The following is a 14054-nucleotide window of genomic DNA, read 5'->3' as shown; positions in this document are numbered from 1 at the left end:
CCCCGAACCAGGGTCCCCTACTCGTCCCAGGTCCGGCCGGGATGCCGTGTCGTGACCTCCTGCACGAAGAACAGGTTGCCGTCGGGGTCGGCGAAGGAGAACCAGGAGCTGTACGACTTGCGCTGCGGGTGCGCCCCCGGCAGGCGGTCGGCGGTGCCGGCGTGATGGAAGACACCGCCCTTGTCGTGGAATACGTCGCTCACGTCGACACCTTTGCCGGCCAGCTCGTCGCGGGCCTCGTAGATGTCGGAGGTGACCAGCGTGATGCTCTGCGCGGTGCCCGGCTTCTCCTCGGTGACGGCGTTGCCCAGCATGATCGACGCCGCCGACCGGGGCGGGGTGAAGGCGACCAGCCGCAGGCCGTCGGCGCCGGTGTAGTCGGTGTCCTGGCGCCAGCCGAGGCCGGCGAAGAATTCCTTGGACACCTCGACGTCCGAGACGGGCAGGACCACGACCTCAATCTTGAAATCAGCCATGCCCCCAGCCTCGCCGCCGTCCCCCTGGTCCCGCCCCGGTGGCGGTCCCTGGCTTTGAACACTGGCCCCTTCCCCGCGTAGTGCACAGTTATGGAAGACGTCATCGTTGTCGGCGCCGGGCCCACCGGCCTGTGGTTGTCGGCGGAACTGGCCCTGGCGGGCCTGTCGGTCACGGTGCTGGAGCGGCGCCCCGCACCCGCGGAGTTCTCGAAGGCGATGGGCGTGCACGCGCGCACCCTGGAGGTGCTGGCCATGCGCGGGGTGGCCGAGCCGCTGCTGAAGGCGGGCAAGCCGCTGCCCACCTGGCATTGGGGCTTCCTGCCGAGCCGCCTGGACCTGACGGCGCTCGACACCCCGTACCCGTTCATGCTGGCCGTTCCGCAGACCCGGACGGAGGCCGCGCTGGAGGAGCACGCTCTTCGCTTGGGTGTACGCATCGAGCGCGGCCACCCGGTCGGTGCGGTGCACGCCTACGACGATCACGTGGTCGTCGACGGCGTCGAGGCCCGGTACGTGGTCGGCGCCGACGGCGGCGGCTCGGCCGTCCGCAAGGCGGCCGGCATCGGCTTCCCCGGCACCGGCGGCAGCGTGGTGGCGTTCGTCGCCGACGCGGTGCTGGACGACCCGCCGCCGCCCGGCTTCTCGGTGGTCGGCCCGGCCGGCTCGCTGATCCTGGCGCCCGCACCCGGGGGCCGCTTCCGGGTCGCCGGCTACGACCCGCAGCACCAGGACACGGCGGCGCCGTTCCCCGTCGAGGACCTGCGCGACTTCCTCATCCGGGTCACCGGGGGCGACTTCGGCCTGCGCGAGGCGTACTGGCTGTCCCGCTTCGGCAACGCCACCCGCATGGCCTCGGCGTACCGGGCGGGCCGGGTCCTGCTGGCGGGCGACGCCGCCCACATCCACTTCCCCACCGGCGGCGTAGGCCTCAACACCGGCATCCAGGACGCCATGAACCTGGGCTGGAAACTGGCCGCGGTCATCCGCGGCGAGGCCCCGTCGACCTTCCTGGACACGTACGAGTCCGAGCGCCGCCCGGTGTCCGAGGCGGTGGCCGCCGACACCCAGGCCCAGACCGTCCTGCTCACGGCCATCACCCCCGAGGGCGCCGCGCTGCGCGCCGCCGTGTCCGCGATGGTCGCCCAGCCCGGCATCAACCTCGGCCTGGCCCAGCAGATCAGCGGCCTGTCGGTGGCCTACCCCTCGGGCGGCCGCGCCCCGGCTTCCACGTTCCCGCTCCTGCACGCCGGCCGCCCGATCCCCCTACCGGGCGACGAATCGCTGCTGATCCGCCCCGACGGCTACCTTCGGCCAAGGTACTAGGCTGCACCTGGTACCTCCGCTATTATGTGGCGCATGATAGCGGCAGAGGGCCCGGACGAAGCCGCCGAGCGACAGGCGCAACTCCTGCGCGGCTGCCTGGACATGTGCCTGCTCGCGTTGCTCACCGAGGAACCCGCACACGGGTACGAGCTGGTGCGCCGGCTCGAGTCCTCAGGCTTCGGCGCCGTCAGCTACGGCACCGTTTATCCGCTGGTCACCCGCCTGCGCCGCCTCGGTCTGGTTTCCGACGTGCCACAGCCGAGTCCGACCGGCCCACCCCGGAAGGTCTACCGGGTGACCGACGCCGGTCGCGAGCGGCTGACGATCTGGCGGAAGCAATGGATCCAGTTCGCCGGCGTTGTGAACGCGGCGGTCGACGTCCGCACCAGCGAATCAGGAGACGATCGATGACCATCGACAGCGTCCTCGCCACCGCCGACCGGGAGTGGCGCGCTCTCGGCGTTCACCAGCGCGATCGGGCCACCCTCGGCGCCGACCTGCGGGCCGACCTCGAAGCGGCGGACGCCGACGGGCTGACACCGGCCGAGCTTCTCGGAACCGACCCGGCCGGCTTCGCCCGCAACCTGGCCGAGGAGGCGGGTGTGGAGCGCACCACCCCGCGCTACGGCGCCCTGTTCGGCGTCGCCACTGCCGGGGCTGTGATCGCGCTCGTGGTGGGCTACGTGGTTGTGCTCGGGCTGCACCAGGCATTCGTGGCCGCGTTCGACCTACCGCGAGGAGTGCACGTGCCGGTGTGGCTGGCCGCCGGCGCCTTCTACGGCGGCATAGTGGCGATCGTGGTCGCCGGCGCTGTGGTCGCCGTGCGGGTAGCCCTGCGCGACGTGCCCCGCATCCGGCACACCGCGGCACGGATGACGGTGCTGTTGCCACCGGCATTCGGGGCCGGAATCGCGGCGGCCGTCGCCGTCGGCTGGGCGCTGGACTTCCGTCTCACCCCGGCCGTGATCTCGGCCGAGGCCGCGCTCGTTCTCCTGGCCTTCCTTGGCGCGACGGCACTAGCCCGCCGGTGGTCCGTCTACACGCCGTTGTCGGTCAGGGAGTCGGCGGAGAACTGATAGAAGTTTCGGTTCCGTACAATCTCGTGCAGCTCCGGGTCGGTATCCTCGAGGGCGTCGTCGCCGAACAAGGCGACGGTCACCCCGATCGCGCGCGGGTCGTTCGACGAGCGGTCGTGCCGGCGGCGGGCCTCGACCAGGACCCATTCGCCGTCCGGGGAGACGGCGCCCCTGTGCTCGGGGAGGGTGATCGGGCGGCCCGTCCAGGTGAGCATCCCGGCCACGGTCAGCAGGACCGCGGCCGCGGTCAATCCCCCGTCGGCGAGCAGGACGAGCGGAGCCGCCACCAGGCCCAGGGCGACGACCGCGACCGGCCACGGGGTGTGCCACGGGCGCGGGGTGAACTCGTCGCTGACGTCGATGTCGCGCAGCAGGCCCTGGGCCTTCAGGCGTTCGCGCAGGGCGGCCAGCTCCTTGTCGATCGCGGCGGGCCGCTCCGGTCCGTGATGGCGCAGCGGCGACAGGCCGGGCAGGTACAGGTTGTCCGGCCCGGCCGCGACGCGAACCAGCACCGCGGCCAGCCGGTCGTTCGGCGCGGCGCCGGCGGCGACCTGCTGCTGCGGATGCCGCGGGTGGCTGACGAGCGCGCCGGCCGCCCGCAGCCAGGCGATGACGCCGAGCAGGGCGCCACGGTCACGGTCGGCGAGAAGTCCGAGTTCGGCCGGGCCGAGCTTGCCGGGAAGACCCCATGGGCGCTGGCCGGGACCTTCTCCACGGCGGGCGTGGAGCTCCCGGTAGGCCGCCAGCTGCTGACGCCGCCGGCGGCGGATCTCCACGCCGGTCACCACCGTGGCCAGCACCACGAACCCGGCCACCGCGGCCGCCACCGCCGGGGAGCCGAGCCCCCGCCCGGCGCCGGTGGCCACGCCGAGCCCGATCACGAGTACGGTGTCCGCCAGCAGCAGGATCCAGAGCCAGGACTTGCCGATCCGCGCAGTCATACCGATCATTCTGCGGTCAGCCGGACACCGGCGTCGAGCGTCCTCCGTCCACGATGTACGCGCCCGTGGAGAGTCCATCGGCAGCCGCGGGCGCCAACGTCATCGACACGACGTCGGCGTTCAGGGCGAGGGGCGCCGACCCTTCCGGGAACAGCCGCTTACCGGTTCCGACGACGACCGGGTACTGGAGCAGGCGGTAGAGGTCGACGAGCCCGGCCTCGCGCAGCGCCTGCACGAGCTTCCAGCTGCCGTGAACCTGAAGCTCCCCGCCGGGCAGCTCCTTGAGCCGGCGTACCTCCTCGAGGAAGTCACCCCGCAGGACCGTCGTCGGGTTCCAGCCGGCCTCGTCGTCCGTCAGCGTCCGGCTGACGACATACTTCGGCAGCGTGTTCAGCTTGGCCGCGATCGGGTCGTCCGGCGCGGTGACGTGAGGCCAGTAGCCACCGAGCAGCCCATAGCTCGTACGGCCGAAAAGAAAGGCCCCCGCCTCGCGGAACCAGCTCGCGACGATCTCGTTGGTGCGCGCGGACGCGTAGGGGACGAGCCACCCGCCGCGGTCGAAACCGCCCGAGCGGTCCTCGTCCGGATTACCCGGTCCTTGCATGACGCCGTCGAGGCTGACGAAGACGTTGACGCTGAGCAGCACAGTTCTCCTCCGAATCCAGAACGGACACAGGCTGAGGCTAGCTACCCACCGACGCGGAGGTCTTGTACAGGAACGACATCGAGGCGCCGCAGGGTCAGGCCGGGGCCCCTTCGATCTCGACGGTCAGCTCGAGGATGTCGGAGCTCGATCCGGGAACCGTGCCGCTCGACGAGGGCGCGCGTGTCGACGTGCAGGACCACCTGCTCCTCGGTGCGGTACTCCTTGGCCTGGCGCAGCCGGTCCAGCCGCTCCGGGCTGGCCCAGAAGAACACCCGCGAGTTGATGGCGGCGAGATATTCGGCCAGGGAGGAACCCGGATCGATCTTCTCGGCAATGAACTTCATCGGCTTCTGGTCGCGAATCACCGCCGGCGGCACCCCGGGCGCTCGTCGGCGTTCATTCCGCCGGCGGCGTGACGCGGGTGTCGACCGGGGTGCCGAGCTCGACCGTGCGCGACACGGTGCACAGGCGGTCGTGTGACATGCGGGCCGCGCGCGGCAGCATTTCGCGGGCCGCGTCGCCCGCGGCGCCCTCCGGGAACGCGACGCTCAGCTCGATGACCAGGCTGGCCAGCCGGTTGCCGCCGGCCTCGTCCTTGATCTTCTCGCCGGTGACCTGGACGACGAAGCTGTCCGGCTCGGCCCGCTTGCTGGTGATGTAGTCGACGTCGGCCCCCGTGCAGCCACCGAGCGCGGCCAGCAGCAGCTCGACCGGCGTGAACTCGGCCCCGCCGCTGTCCCCGGCCCCGATCGTGATGGTCCCACCGCGAGCGTTGCGCACTTCGTACTGCCCGAGGCCCGTACGCCGCAGGCTCACCGACCGCAGCTTGTCATCCGCCATGCCGCCAAACCTATCCCACCATGATCGGAGCACCTCGGCCGCGAAGCCTCAGTCCGTGCCGGCCGGCTGAGCGGAGGCGTTGTAGGCGTTCTTGGCCGCGACCACGGCCGCCTGGACATGCTCGGGGTTGACGCCGTGGACATTCAGCGGCGGATGCAGGCGCCGGACGAGCTCGGCCTCGATGGTCGCCGGCTCCGCGTCCTCGGCCCAGGTCAGGCGCAGGTTCGCGTGCATCCACGCGGTGAGCCGTTTCTCGTCCTGAGGCAGCAGGACCACACGATCGGTCCAGGTCGTCCGGTAGCCCTCGGTCACGAGAAGCCCGGCCAGCGTCCGGCGCAGCGTGGAGCTGCCGGAACGCCGCAGATGGTTGCGCAGGATCCGGCCTCGCAGGTTGGTCGCCCGGCCGAGGTACAGCAGTCGCAACGACGGGACGTGCTCGTTCGGCGGCCCGGGCAGTTCGGCAAGCACCGCGGGCGGAGCCCACCAGGCGTAGACACCACTGCCACGGCTGAGTCCCTTGCTCGCGACGTCGAGAGCGTACGGAATGCCGGACAGCAGATGCAGCGCGTCCTCCACCCGCTCCTGGTCGGTGCGGTCGTCGCCGGGCCGGTTCTCGAAATTGGTCATCGAGGCCATGCTAGGCCGGTCAGTTCCGCAGCAACGAGCCGCGCTGTTGGACGGCGCGTGAGCCCACGAGGACCGCGGCGGCGACCGCGTCCGGCAAGGGGCGGCCTCGGCTCAGGTCGAGGGCCAGGGCGGCCAGGAAAGCGTCGCCGGCGCCGCTCGAGTCGACGGACTTCACCTGGGGTGCGGGCACTGCGCCGGTTCCGCTTCTTTGGCCGTACGACGCTCCGCGCGATCCCGCCGTGACGACGACAGCCGGGATGCCGAGGTCGAGCAGGCCGTCGACGGCCGCGGCCGCGTCGGCGTGGGGCGTGCCCAGGACGGCCGCCGCCTCGTGCTCGTTCACCACGTACAGGTCCAGGGCGGCCAGGTCCACGCCCTCGGACGGGATGAGGTTGCCGATCAGCAGCCGCGGGCGGGGTATCGCCTGTACCGCCTCCGCGGCCACGTCGAGCTGGGCCACCACGACGTCGGCGCGCACCCGGGCGGCGTCGGACGGCGTGGGATCGGTCGACGGGGATCGGGCGAACGTCACGTACGACTCGCCGTCCGGGGTCACCTCGATGATGGCGGCGCCGGTCGGCACACCGGGCCGCAACCGGAAGTCCTTACTGTCCACACCGAACTCCGTCAGCGTGCGGGCCAGCATGCGGCCCCACTCGTCGTCGCCCGCGTTAGCCACCAGCGTTGCCCGGCCGCCGAGGCGGGCCACCGCGCACGCCTGGTTGAACGCCTTGCCGCCCGGTGTCACCACCAGCGGGGAGCCGAAGGCGGTGCGGCCCTGCGACGCCCGGTGGGGCACCCGCACGGTCAGGTCGGCGTTGGCCCGGCCGAAGACCGCTATCCGCTCAGTCACCATGCGATTGTCACGCCGCGATCGGCGGGCTCAGGACCACCTTGCCGCGCAGTTCGCCGGCGGCGTAGCGGCGGTGCACCAGCGGCGTCTCGGTCAACGGCAGACGTTCCGCTATGCCGGGGGTCACGCCGGCGCTGTCGACCAGGCGGGCTATCTCGGCGAGTTGCCCGGCGTCCCGGCGTACCGCCATCACCGAGGTGGTGACGCGCCGCCGGCGGTCGGCCGGGGCCGCACCCGTGATCGACACCAGGCGGCCGCCGGGACGGATCTGGGCGACCAGTTCGCTCAGCTCGTCGCCGCCGGCCACGACCGCGTTCAGGGCCGCGTCGACCATCGGGGCGGCGACCGCACCGGGGTCGCGGCCCATCACCACGTCGGCGCCCGCGGTCAGCGCCGCACCGACGCTGCCGGGGCCGGCCCGGCCGATCACCGTGGCGCCGGCCAGCTTCGCGAACTGCACGGCCAGGCGGCCGACCGCGCCGCCGGCGCCGTTGACCAGCAGGCGCTGGCCGGGCTCGACGCGCAGGTGCTCGTGGACGGCCTGCCAGGCGGTCAGCCCGGCCACCGGCAGGGCGGCGGCGTCGGCCAGCGGGATGCTCGACGGGGCCGGGGCGAGCGCCTCGGCCGGCACCACCGCCAGCTGGGCGGTCGCCCCGTCCACCTCCGGCGGCAGGTAGGCGATGACCGGGTCGCCCACCTGATATCCGGTCACGCCGGGACCCAGCGCGGCCACCCATCCGGACAGGTCGAAGCCGGGTATGTGCGGGAGCCGCACCGCGTACGAATAACGCATGGAACCGGACCGGATGGCCGCGTCCGCCGGGTTGAACGACGTGCCGGCCACCTCGACCAGCACCTGGCCGGGGCCGGGGACCGGGCGCGGCGCCACCTCGTACCGCAGCACCTCCGGTCCTCCGTATTTGTAGTAGCGGATCGCCCTCATGGCCTTCCCTCGGAGAGCTCGATGTAGCGCTTGCGCAGGCCGGCCGCCTCCGAGCCGGTCAGCGCCAGGGTGTCGTGGCCGACGCCCAGCGATGACGGCAACGTCCAGGTGAGCAGCCGGATTCCACAGGCCTCGGCGATGCGCCGGGGCACGGTGACGGCCGCCACCGGGTCGACCACGCCGTCGGTCTCGCTGATGGCGACCGCGATCGAGCGCAGCCGGGTCCACCGCGGCGGGTCGGGCAGCCGGTGGACGATCGTCAGGTACCGGGTGACCGCGGCCAGCGAATAGCCGCGCGAGGTGATGCGGTCGGGCAGCAGCCCCCGCCCGTACAGGAAAGTGAGAGGTCGCACCGCCCAGGCCGGCACCTGCGCGGGGCCGAAGAAGGGCGAGAGCAGAAGCAGATGGCGTACGGCGTCACCGCGTGTCTGGGCGAGCCAGGTGGCCAGCACGGCGCCGCCCGAGATGCCGACCACTGTCACCTCGTCGCCCAGGCCGGCCACGGTGTCGAGGGCCTCCGAGGCGTACGCCGTCAAGGAGGAGACCGTCACCTCGTGAGGCGCCCGCGGCACCCAGACGTTGTAGCCGCGCTCGAAGTAGTCGCGCGCGAGGTCGTCGTACTGATCGGGGCCGAGGGTGTAGCCGTGCAGCAGCAGGACGGCCCGCGGCGTGCGCCCGCCGTGGCTCAACAGGCGGCTACATGCGTCGATCAGCTCCACATCCAACCAGCAACGGCCCGCGAGGCGCGCCGTTCATGTCGGCTGCCTCACACGGGCCCGGGCCGCCCACCGGCCGTCCTCATGGGCCACGCTGATCGGATGGCCGAAGGCAGCCGACACGTTCTCCGTCGTGATCGTGGTCACGGCGTCACCGGCGGCGACGACGCTGCCGCCGCGCAGCAGGAGGGCGTGGCTGGTCGTCGTGGGCAGCTCCTCCAGGTGGTGGGTGACCACGACCGAGGCCAGGTCCGGCTGCGCCGCGAAGAGGACGTCGAGGGTCTCCAGGAGCTGCTCGCGGGCGGCCACGTCGAGCCCGGTCGACGGCTCGTCGAGCAGCAGCAGCCGGGGCTGGACGACCAGCGCGCGGGCGATCAGGGCCCGTCCGCGCTCCCCTTGCGACAGGGTGGGCCAGCGCTCCTGCGCGATGGCGGCCAGCCCGAGGTCGGCGATGAGCCCGTCAGCCCGCGCCTCCTCAAGAGAGGTGGGCCGCCACCGGTTCGGCGACTCGACCGAGCCGGTGAGACCGGTCAGCACGACCTCGCGCACGGTCAGCGGCGAGCGCAGCGGGTGGCGCGGGTCGACGTGCCCGATGCTGCGGCGCAGCGTCTGCATGTCGACGCGGCCGAGCCGGTGGCCGAGGATCTCCACCGTGCCCGAGGTCGGGTGCGTCTGCGCGCCGCAGAAGCCGAGGATCGTGCTCTTGCCGGCGCCGTTCGGGCCGAGCAGCGCCCAGTGCTGCCCGGCGCGGACGGTCAGGTCGATCCCGTGCAGGATCTCCTTACCTTGCCGGCGAAACCGCACGTCCTTCAGCTCGACGAAGATCATGCGCTGAACGGTACTCACTCACCGCCTCGGGCGACTGGACGGGCGCCCGCCGCGCGGGCGCTCGTGGTCGGGGCCGGCCATCGAGCGGCGCAGCGACTGCAGCGCGTAGAAGGCGCGCGACTTGACCGTGCCGACCGGCACGCCCAGACGCTGGGCGGTCTCGCGGGTGGAGCGGCCCTCGAAGTAGAGCTCGGTGAGGATGCGCTGGTGCATCAGGCTCAGCGAGCCGATGGCCGAGCGCAGCGACTCCATCGCGACCACCGTCTCGGTGATGTCGTCCATGCCGGCCGACGGGAACGCGTCGACCAGTTCGACGCCGACCGGGCGGACCCGGCTGCGCCGGATGGCGTCGATGCCGACGTTGCGGGCCACGATGAACAGCCAGCGCCGGGCGTGCTCGGCCTCGGCGGGCAGGTCGTCCAGGTGGCGCCAGACCCGGATCATCGTCTCCTGGAGCAGGTCCTCCGCGCTCTGCCGGCTGGCGGCGGTGAAGCCGTTCAGGTAATTGAGCAGGACCTGACCGTATTCGCGGTGCACGTCGCCGAGCCGCTGCGCCGGTGTAGCCGCTTCCAAGATCGTCGGTGCCACGTCAAGCCCCCAATGCGATTGATTGCCTCGGTATCAACCGTCGCCGTCCAGGGGCCCCCGGCGAACCCGTGCGGCACCCTGGTCGGCGTACTGGTGGCCCCTGGGGCCCACCCCCGGTGCCCCGTGACACATCGACTGGACTTGCGGGTCCATTTTTGCGGCGTCACCGTTGCCGCCATGAACCACTACTACCTGCTCGGCCGCTCCGGACTGCGTGTCAGCCGCCTGGCCCTGGGAACCATGAACTTCGGCGTCGACGGCTTCCACGCCGCCTACGGCAAGACCGAGGAGGAGGCGGAGCCGATCTTCCGGGAGTACGTCGACAACGGCGGCAACCTCATCGACACCGCCGACTTCTACACCGCCGGTGAGAGCGAGCGCATCCTCGGCCGGCTCATCGCCCGGGCCGGCAACCGGGAGCGTCTCGTGCTGACCGGCAAGTTCACCAACACCATCGACCCGTCCGACCCGAACGCCAGCGGCAACGGGCGCAAGCACATCGTGCGGGCGCTCGACGCCTCGCTCAAGCGGCTCGGCACCGACTACCTCGACCTCTACCTGCTGCACACGTGGGACCGGATCACCCCGGTCGAGGAGGTCGTGCAGACCTTCGACGACCTGGTCCGGGCCGGCAAGATCCGCTACGCGGGGCTGTCCGACACCCCGGCCTGGTACGCGGCGCGGGCCCAGACGTACGCCGAGGCCCACGCGCTGACCCCGATGGTCAACCTCCAGCTGCCGTACGCCCTGAACAACCGCGGCATCGAGCCCGAGTTCGCGCCGATGGCGCAGACCCTGGGCATCGGCATCACCGCCTGGAGCCCCCTGGCCGGTGGCCTGCTCAGCGGCAAGTACCGGGCCGGCGCCCCGGCCGAGGGCCGCCTGGCCGGCACCGAGATCAGCGCCCGCGATCAGAAGATCATCGACGCCCTGGACGGCGTGGCGACCGAGCTCGGCCGCCCGATGGCCCAGGTCGCGATCAACTGGACCGTCACCCAGCCCGGCATCGCCTCGGCCATCGTCGGCGCCTCGAGCGCGGCCCAGCTCAAGAGCAACATGGCGGCGCTGGACTTCGAGCTTCCGGACGACGCCCGCAAGCGCCTGGACGAGGCCAGCGCCCCGGAGACGCCGGCGCTCTACTCGATGTTCACGCCGGAGTACCAGTCGTGGATCGTCAGCCCCGGGCTGGCCATCGGCGACAAGCCGGCGGGATACGCTCGGCCGGTGCTGAACGCGGCGGCCCGGTGACCCGGACCCTCACCCCGAAAGGGGAACAGACCCGCCGTCGCATCGTTTCCGGTGCGGCGGCGGAGCTGCGTGAGCGCGGCGTCGACCAGGTGCGCCTCGAGGACGTCATGGCCCGCACGGGCACCAGCAAGAGCCAGCTGTTCCACTACTTCCCCGACGGCAAGGAGGGGCTGCTGCTGGCGGTCGTGCAGCAGGAGGCCGACCAGGTGCTGGCCGACCAGGAGCCGTACCTGAGCAACCTGACGTCGTGGGAGGTCTGGGACCGCTGGCGTGATCTGATCGTCGACCGCTACGTCGCCCAGGGCGACCAGTGTCCCCTGCGCGGCCTGCTCGGCGACACCGGCCGGCGCGCCCCGGCCGCCCGGGCCGTGCTGACCGACATGATGGATCGCTGGCAGGCCGCCGTCGCCGCCGGGATCCGCCACATGCAGGCAAGTCACGAGATTTCCGGCAACGTCGACGCGGCGCGCGCCGCCGGCGGGCTGATCGCCGGCATCCAGGGCGGCGTGCTCCTGCTGGGCAACACCGGCCGTACGGAATATCTCGAATCCGCCCTCGACCTCGGGATCGACGGCCTCAAGCGGGCCACCTGAACGCCTCGTCAGTGGGGGCTGACCTTGACCTGAGCGTCGTCGAACCACGCGGCCTCGCGCAGGGTGGCCAGCAGCCGCTCCCGCCCGGCCTCGTCCTGCCGGTCGATGAAGAGCACACCGTCGAGGTGGTCGGTCTCGTGCTGGATGCAGCGCGCCAGCAGCCCGGCTCCGACCACCTGGACGGGGTCGCCGTGCTGGGTGTAGCCCTTGGCCGCCACGTTCAGGCGGCGCTTGGTGTCGAGGTAGATGCCCGGGATCGACAGGCAGCCCTCGGGACCGTCCTGCTCCTCCTCGTCGGGGAACTCCAGCACCGGGTTGATCAGGTGGTCGAGCTTGGCGTCGTTGCCCGGCAGGTCGGGGTTGATGGCGAAGACCCGCAGCCCCACCCCGATCTGCGGCGCGGCCAGCCCGGCGCCGCGCGAGGAGGCCAGGGTCTCGTTGAGGTCACGCACGAGCTTGCGCAGCTCGGCGTCGAAACTGGTGACGGGGTCGGCGACCCGGCGCAGCACCGGATCCCCGACTTTCCGAATGGACACAACGGTCATGCAGAGAACGTACCCCGGCCAGTCCGGCGAGACGCGAGGAAAGTACTTGCCAACAAGGAAAGTACTAGCCGATACTTCAAGTCATGGATCCCATCGACGCCGAGCTCGCCCTCGCCGAGGTTCGCATCCGCCGCGACCAGGTCGTCAGCTCCACCCTGGTCCCCACCTGGTTCTGGCTCGCGATCGGCGCCCTCATGCTGCTGTTCGTGGCCTCCATCGAGAGCCGGATCCCCTGGCTGATCGCCACCGGCTCGGCCCTGTACGGCCTCGGTCTGGCCGCCGCCATCGGCGTGGTCGCCTTCCGCTCACGGGTCCAGGTCCGCAACGCCCTGCTGGGCCTGCGCGGCGCCGTGGCCATCACCGTCTTCGCCCTCACGCTGGTCGCCATCGGCCTGGGCCTCGGCTTCGCCCTGGAGGCGCTGGGCGCCCCACACCCCGCCACCATCGCCATGGCCCCCGTCGCCCTGGGCACGGCCTTCGGCGGCCCGCGCCTCATGGCGTACCTGCGCCGCCTCATGCTCTCCCGCCCGCTGGCCGGCGCCCGGTGACCGTCATCGAGCCGCGCTTCGACGACCTCATCCACGCACCCACCCGCCTGGCCCTGGTCAGCCTGCTGACCGCCGCCGAGTGGGCCGACTTCAAGTTCCTCCGCGACCAGACCGCCCTCTCCGACTCGGCCTTGTCGAAACAACTGACCACCCTCGAAGACGCCGGCTACATAGAGATCCGAAAGTCCTTCGTGGGCAAACGCCCGCGCACCTCGGCCCGCCTCACCCCAGCCGGCCGCAACGCTTTCGCCGCCCACGTCGCGGCCTTGCAACAGATCGTCTCGCGCGCCGGGCTGGAGATAACCCCTTAGACGGCATCTCGTTAGGGATGCTTGTTTTGCAAGGTCATTCGTTAGATCGGTATGGATGACGTGGTCAAGTACTGTCCGGATGCGTTGTGGCAGCTCAGCGAGCCGTTGATTCCCGAGCACCCGAAACGGCATCAGGGCGGTGGCCGACCCCGCATCGATGACCGGACAGCCCTGGCCGCGATCTTGTACGTGTTGCAGAGCGGCTGCTCGTGGGACAAGTTGCCGGCGTCCTTCGGGATTTCCACGCCGTCGGCGCATCGCCGGTTCGCCGAGTGGGTCGAACATGGTGTCTTCGACGCACTGCACCAGGCCGTGCTCGATGTCCTGGGCACGGCCGGACACATCGACTGGGAACGCGCGAGCGTGGACGCGATGCACGTCCGTGCGGTCAAAGGGGGGACCTGACCGGGCCCAGCCCGGTAGACCGGGGCAAGCCCGGCTCCAAGATCCACGCGGTCAGCGACCGTCAGGGCCTGCCCCTGCACGTCGTGGTGTCGGCTGCCAACGTCAACGACAACACGATGCTCGAAGACGTGGTCGACGGCATCCGGCCGGTGAAACAGCCGGTCGGGCGCCCCCGTAAACGGCACGGGAAACTACACGGCGACAAAGGCTACGACTACCAGCCCTGCCGGGCCCTGCTGGCCCGGCGCGGGATCAAGGCCCGGATCGCCCGCAAAGGCATCGAACCCTCCAAGCGTCTCGGCAGGCACCGCTACGTCATCGAACGCTGCCTGCAATGGATCACCCGGTTCCGCGCCTGGCCCGACGCTACGAACGCAAGAGTTCCCACTTCATCGCATTCACCGTCGCCGCATGCGCTGTCATCTGCTACCGCCGTGCCGACACCCTCGGATTGTTCACCAGCAACAACCCCTAACGAGATGCGGTCTTAGAGGTACGCCTTCTCGCCCACCCAACCGCACTGACGCGAGCCCAGGGCGCCGCGCGG

At 71.4% G+C, this 14054-nt stretch carries 19 protein-coding genes and 1 pseudogene; 8 read left to right on the top strand and 12 right to left on the bottom strand.

Features of this window, described 5'->3' with window-relative positions:
- Positions 1–17: 17 nt before the first annotated feature.
- A complete protein-coding gene (locus CRP55_RS17685; protein WP_097321149.1) occupies positions 18–476 on the bottom strand; it encodes a VOC family protein in 459 nt (152 codons plus the stop codon).
- Positions 477–566: 90 nt separating this feature from the next.
- Here CRP55_RS17685 and CRP55_RS17680 point away from each other — a divergent pair, with 90 nt between their 5' ends.
- Genes CRP55_RS17680 through CRP55_RS17670 form a run of 3 tightly spaced genes read left to right on the top strand, consistent with a single transcriptional unit; the run spans position 567 to position 2875 of the window.
- Positions 567–1799 (top strand): FAD-dependent oxidoreductase, encoded by a 1233-nt coding sequence (locus CRP55_RS17680; protein ID WP_097321148.1) that lies wholly within the window; start codon positions 567–569, stop codon positions 1797–1799.
- 33 nt (positions 1800–1832) lie between these two features.
- Positions 1833–2210 carry a PadR family transcriptional regulator gene (locus tag CRP55_RS17675; protein ID WP_143234691.1) on the top strand — a complete coding sequence of 126 codons (378 nt, stop codon included), beginning with the start codon at positions 1833–1835 and terminating at the stop codon, positions 2208–2210.
- Positions 2207–2875, top strand: a complete 669-nt coding sequence (locus CRP55_RS17670) for a hypothetical protein (protein ID WP_097321147.1) — start codon at positions 2207–2209, stop codon at positions 2873–2875. The genes CRP55_RS17675 and CRP55_RS17670 overlap by 4 nt, the downstream gene beginning before the upstream one ends.
- On the opposite strand, the gene CRP55_RS17665 is transcribed toward CRP55_RS17670, so the two are convergent.
- Genes CRP55_RS17665 through CRP55_RS17620 form a run of 10 tightly spaced genes read right to left on the bottom strand, consistent with a single transcriptional unit; the run spans position 2836 to position 9857 of the window.
- Positions 2836–3816: a DUF2207 domain-containing protein gene (locus tag CRP55_RS17665; RefSeq protein ID WP_097321146.1), complete on the bottom strand. Its 981-nt coding sequence runs from the start codon at positions 3814–3816 to the stop codon at positions 2836–2838. The genes CRP55_RS17670 and CRP55_RS17665 overlap by 40 nt on opposite strands.
- Positions 3817–3832: 16 nt before the next feature.
- Complete coding sequence (locus CRP55_RS17660) at positions 3833–4462, bottom strand: dihydrofolate reductase family protein (RefSeq protein WP_097321145.1); 630 nt, start codon at positions 4460–4462, stop codon at positions 3833–3835.
- 41 nt (positions 4463–4503) lie between these two features.
- A complete protein-coding gene (locus CRP55_RS17655; protein WP_097321144.1) occupies positions 4504–4839 on the bottom strand; it encodes a DUF7002 family protein in 336 nt (111 codons plus the stop codon).
- Between the two features lie 19 nt (positions 4840–4858).
- On the bottom strand, positions 4859–5302 hold the full coding sequence (locus tag CRP55_RS17650) for an OsmC family protein (RefSeq protein ID WP_097321143.1): 444 nt from the start codon (positions 5300–5302) through the stop codon (positions 4859–4861).
- Positions 5303–5350: 48 nt separating this feature from the next.
- A complete protein-coding gene (locus tag CRP55_RS17645; protein ID WP_245923096.1) occupies positions 5351–5929 on the bottom strand; it encodes a GIY-YIG nuclease family protein in 579 nt (192 codons plus the stop codon).
- Between the two features lie 19 nt (positions 5930–5948).
- A complete protein-coding gene (locus CRP55_RS17640) occupies positions 5949–6782 on the bottom strand; it encodes a PfkB family carbohydrate kinase (protein ID WP_245923094.1) in 834 nt (277 codons plus the stop codon).
- Positions 6783–6792: 10 nt separating this feature from the next.
- Positions 6793–7725 carry an NADP-dependent oxidoreductase gene (locus CRP55_RS17635; protein ID WP_097321140.1) on the bottom strand — a complete coding sequence of 311 codons (933 nt, stop codon included), beginning with the start codon at positions 7723–7725 and terminating at the stop codon, positions 6793–6795.
- On the bottom strand, positions 7722–8444 hold the full coding sequence (locus CRP55_RS17630) for an alpha/beta hydrolase (RefSeq protein WP_097321139.1): 723 nt from the start codon (positions 8442–8444) through the stop codon (positions 7722–7724). Before CRP55_RS17630 ends, CRP55_RS17635 begins: the two co-directional genes overlap by 4 nt.
- 33 nt (positions 8445–8477) lie before the next feature.
- Positions 8478–9269, bottom strand: a complete 792-nt coding sequence (locus CRP55_RS17625) for an ABC transporter ATP-binding protein (RefSeq protein ID WP_097321138.1) — start codon at positions 9267–9269, stop codon at positions 8478–8480.
- Positions 9270–9287: 18 nt separating this feature from the next.
- Complete coding sequence (locus CRP55_RS17620) at positions 9288–9857, bottom strand: sigma-70 family RNA polymerase sigma factor (protein ID WP_245923092.1); 570 nt, start codon at positions 9855–9857, stop codon at positions 9288–9290.
- Between the two features lie 177 nt (positions 9858–10034).
- On the opposite strand from CRP55_RS17620, the gene CRP55_RS17615 reads away from it, so the two are divergent.
- Together CRP55_RS17615 and CRP55_RS17610 are read left to right on the top strand one after the other, a co-directional pair.
- On the top strand, positions 10035–11105 hold the full coding sequence (locus tag CRP55_RS17615) for an aldo/keto reductase (protein WP_097321137.1): 1071 nt from the start codon (positions 10035–10037) through the stop codon (positions 11103–11105).
- Complete coding sequence (locus CRP55_RS17610; RefSeq protein WP_097321136.1) at positions 11102–11698, top strand: TetR/AcrR family transcriptional regulator; 597 nt, start codon at positions 11102–11104, stop codon at positions 11696–11698. The genes CRP55_RS17615 and CRP55_RS17610 overlap by 4 nt, the downstream gene beginning before the upstream one ends.
- A gap of 8 nt (positions 11699–11706) precedes the next feature.
- On the opposite strand, the gene def is transcribed toward CRP55_RS17610, so the two are convergent.
- On the bottom strand, positions 11707–12243 hold the full coding sequence (def, locus tag CRP55_RS17605) for a peptide deformylase (RefSeq protein WP_097321135.1): 537 nt from the start codon (positions 12241–12243) through the stop codon (positions 11707–11709).
- An 83-nt stretch (positions 12244–12326) separates the two neighbouring features.
- Between def and CRP55_RS17600 the strand changes: the two genes are divergently transcribed.
- The 3 genes and pseudogenes from CRP55_RS17600 to CRP55_RS17590 all read left to right on the top strand — a co-directional run bounded on the left by CRP55_RS17600 (position 12327) and on the right by CRP55_RS17590 (position 13982).
- Positions 12327–12791, top strand: a complete 465-nt coding sequence (locus CRP55_RS17600) for a hypothetical protein (RefSeq protein ID WP_097321134.1) — start codon at positions 12327–12329, stop codon at positions 12789–12791.
- Entirely contained in the window at positions 12788–13102 is a 315-nt protein-coding gene (locus CRP55_RS17595) for a winged helix-turn-helix domain-containing protein (RefSeq protein WP_097321133.1), read from the top strand. The genes CRP55_RS17600 and CRP55_RS17595 overlap by 4 nt, the downstream gene beginning before the upstream one ends.
- A 51-nt stretch (positions 13103–13153) precedes the next feature.
- A pseudogene (locus CRP55_RS17590) lies at positions 13154–13982 on the top strand (IS5 family transposase).
- Positions 13983–14054: the final 72 nt, after the last annotated feature.

It is taken from the genome of Paractinoplanes atraurantiacus, assembly GCF_900215205.1.
Classification (GTDB): domain Bacteria; phylum Actinomycetota; class Actinomycetes; order Mycobacteriales; family Micromonosporaceae; genus Actinoplanes; species Actinoplanes atraurantiacus.
The sequence above is the reverse complement of the archived record's forward strand: the minus strand, read 5'-3'. Positions and strand labels throughout refer to the sequence as shown.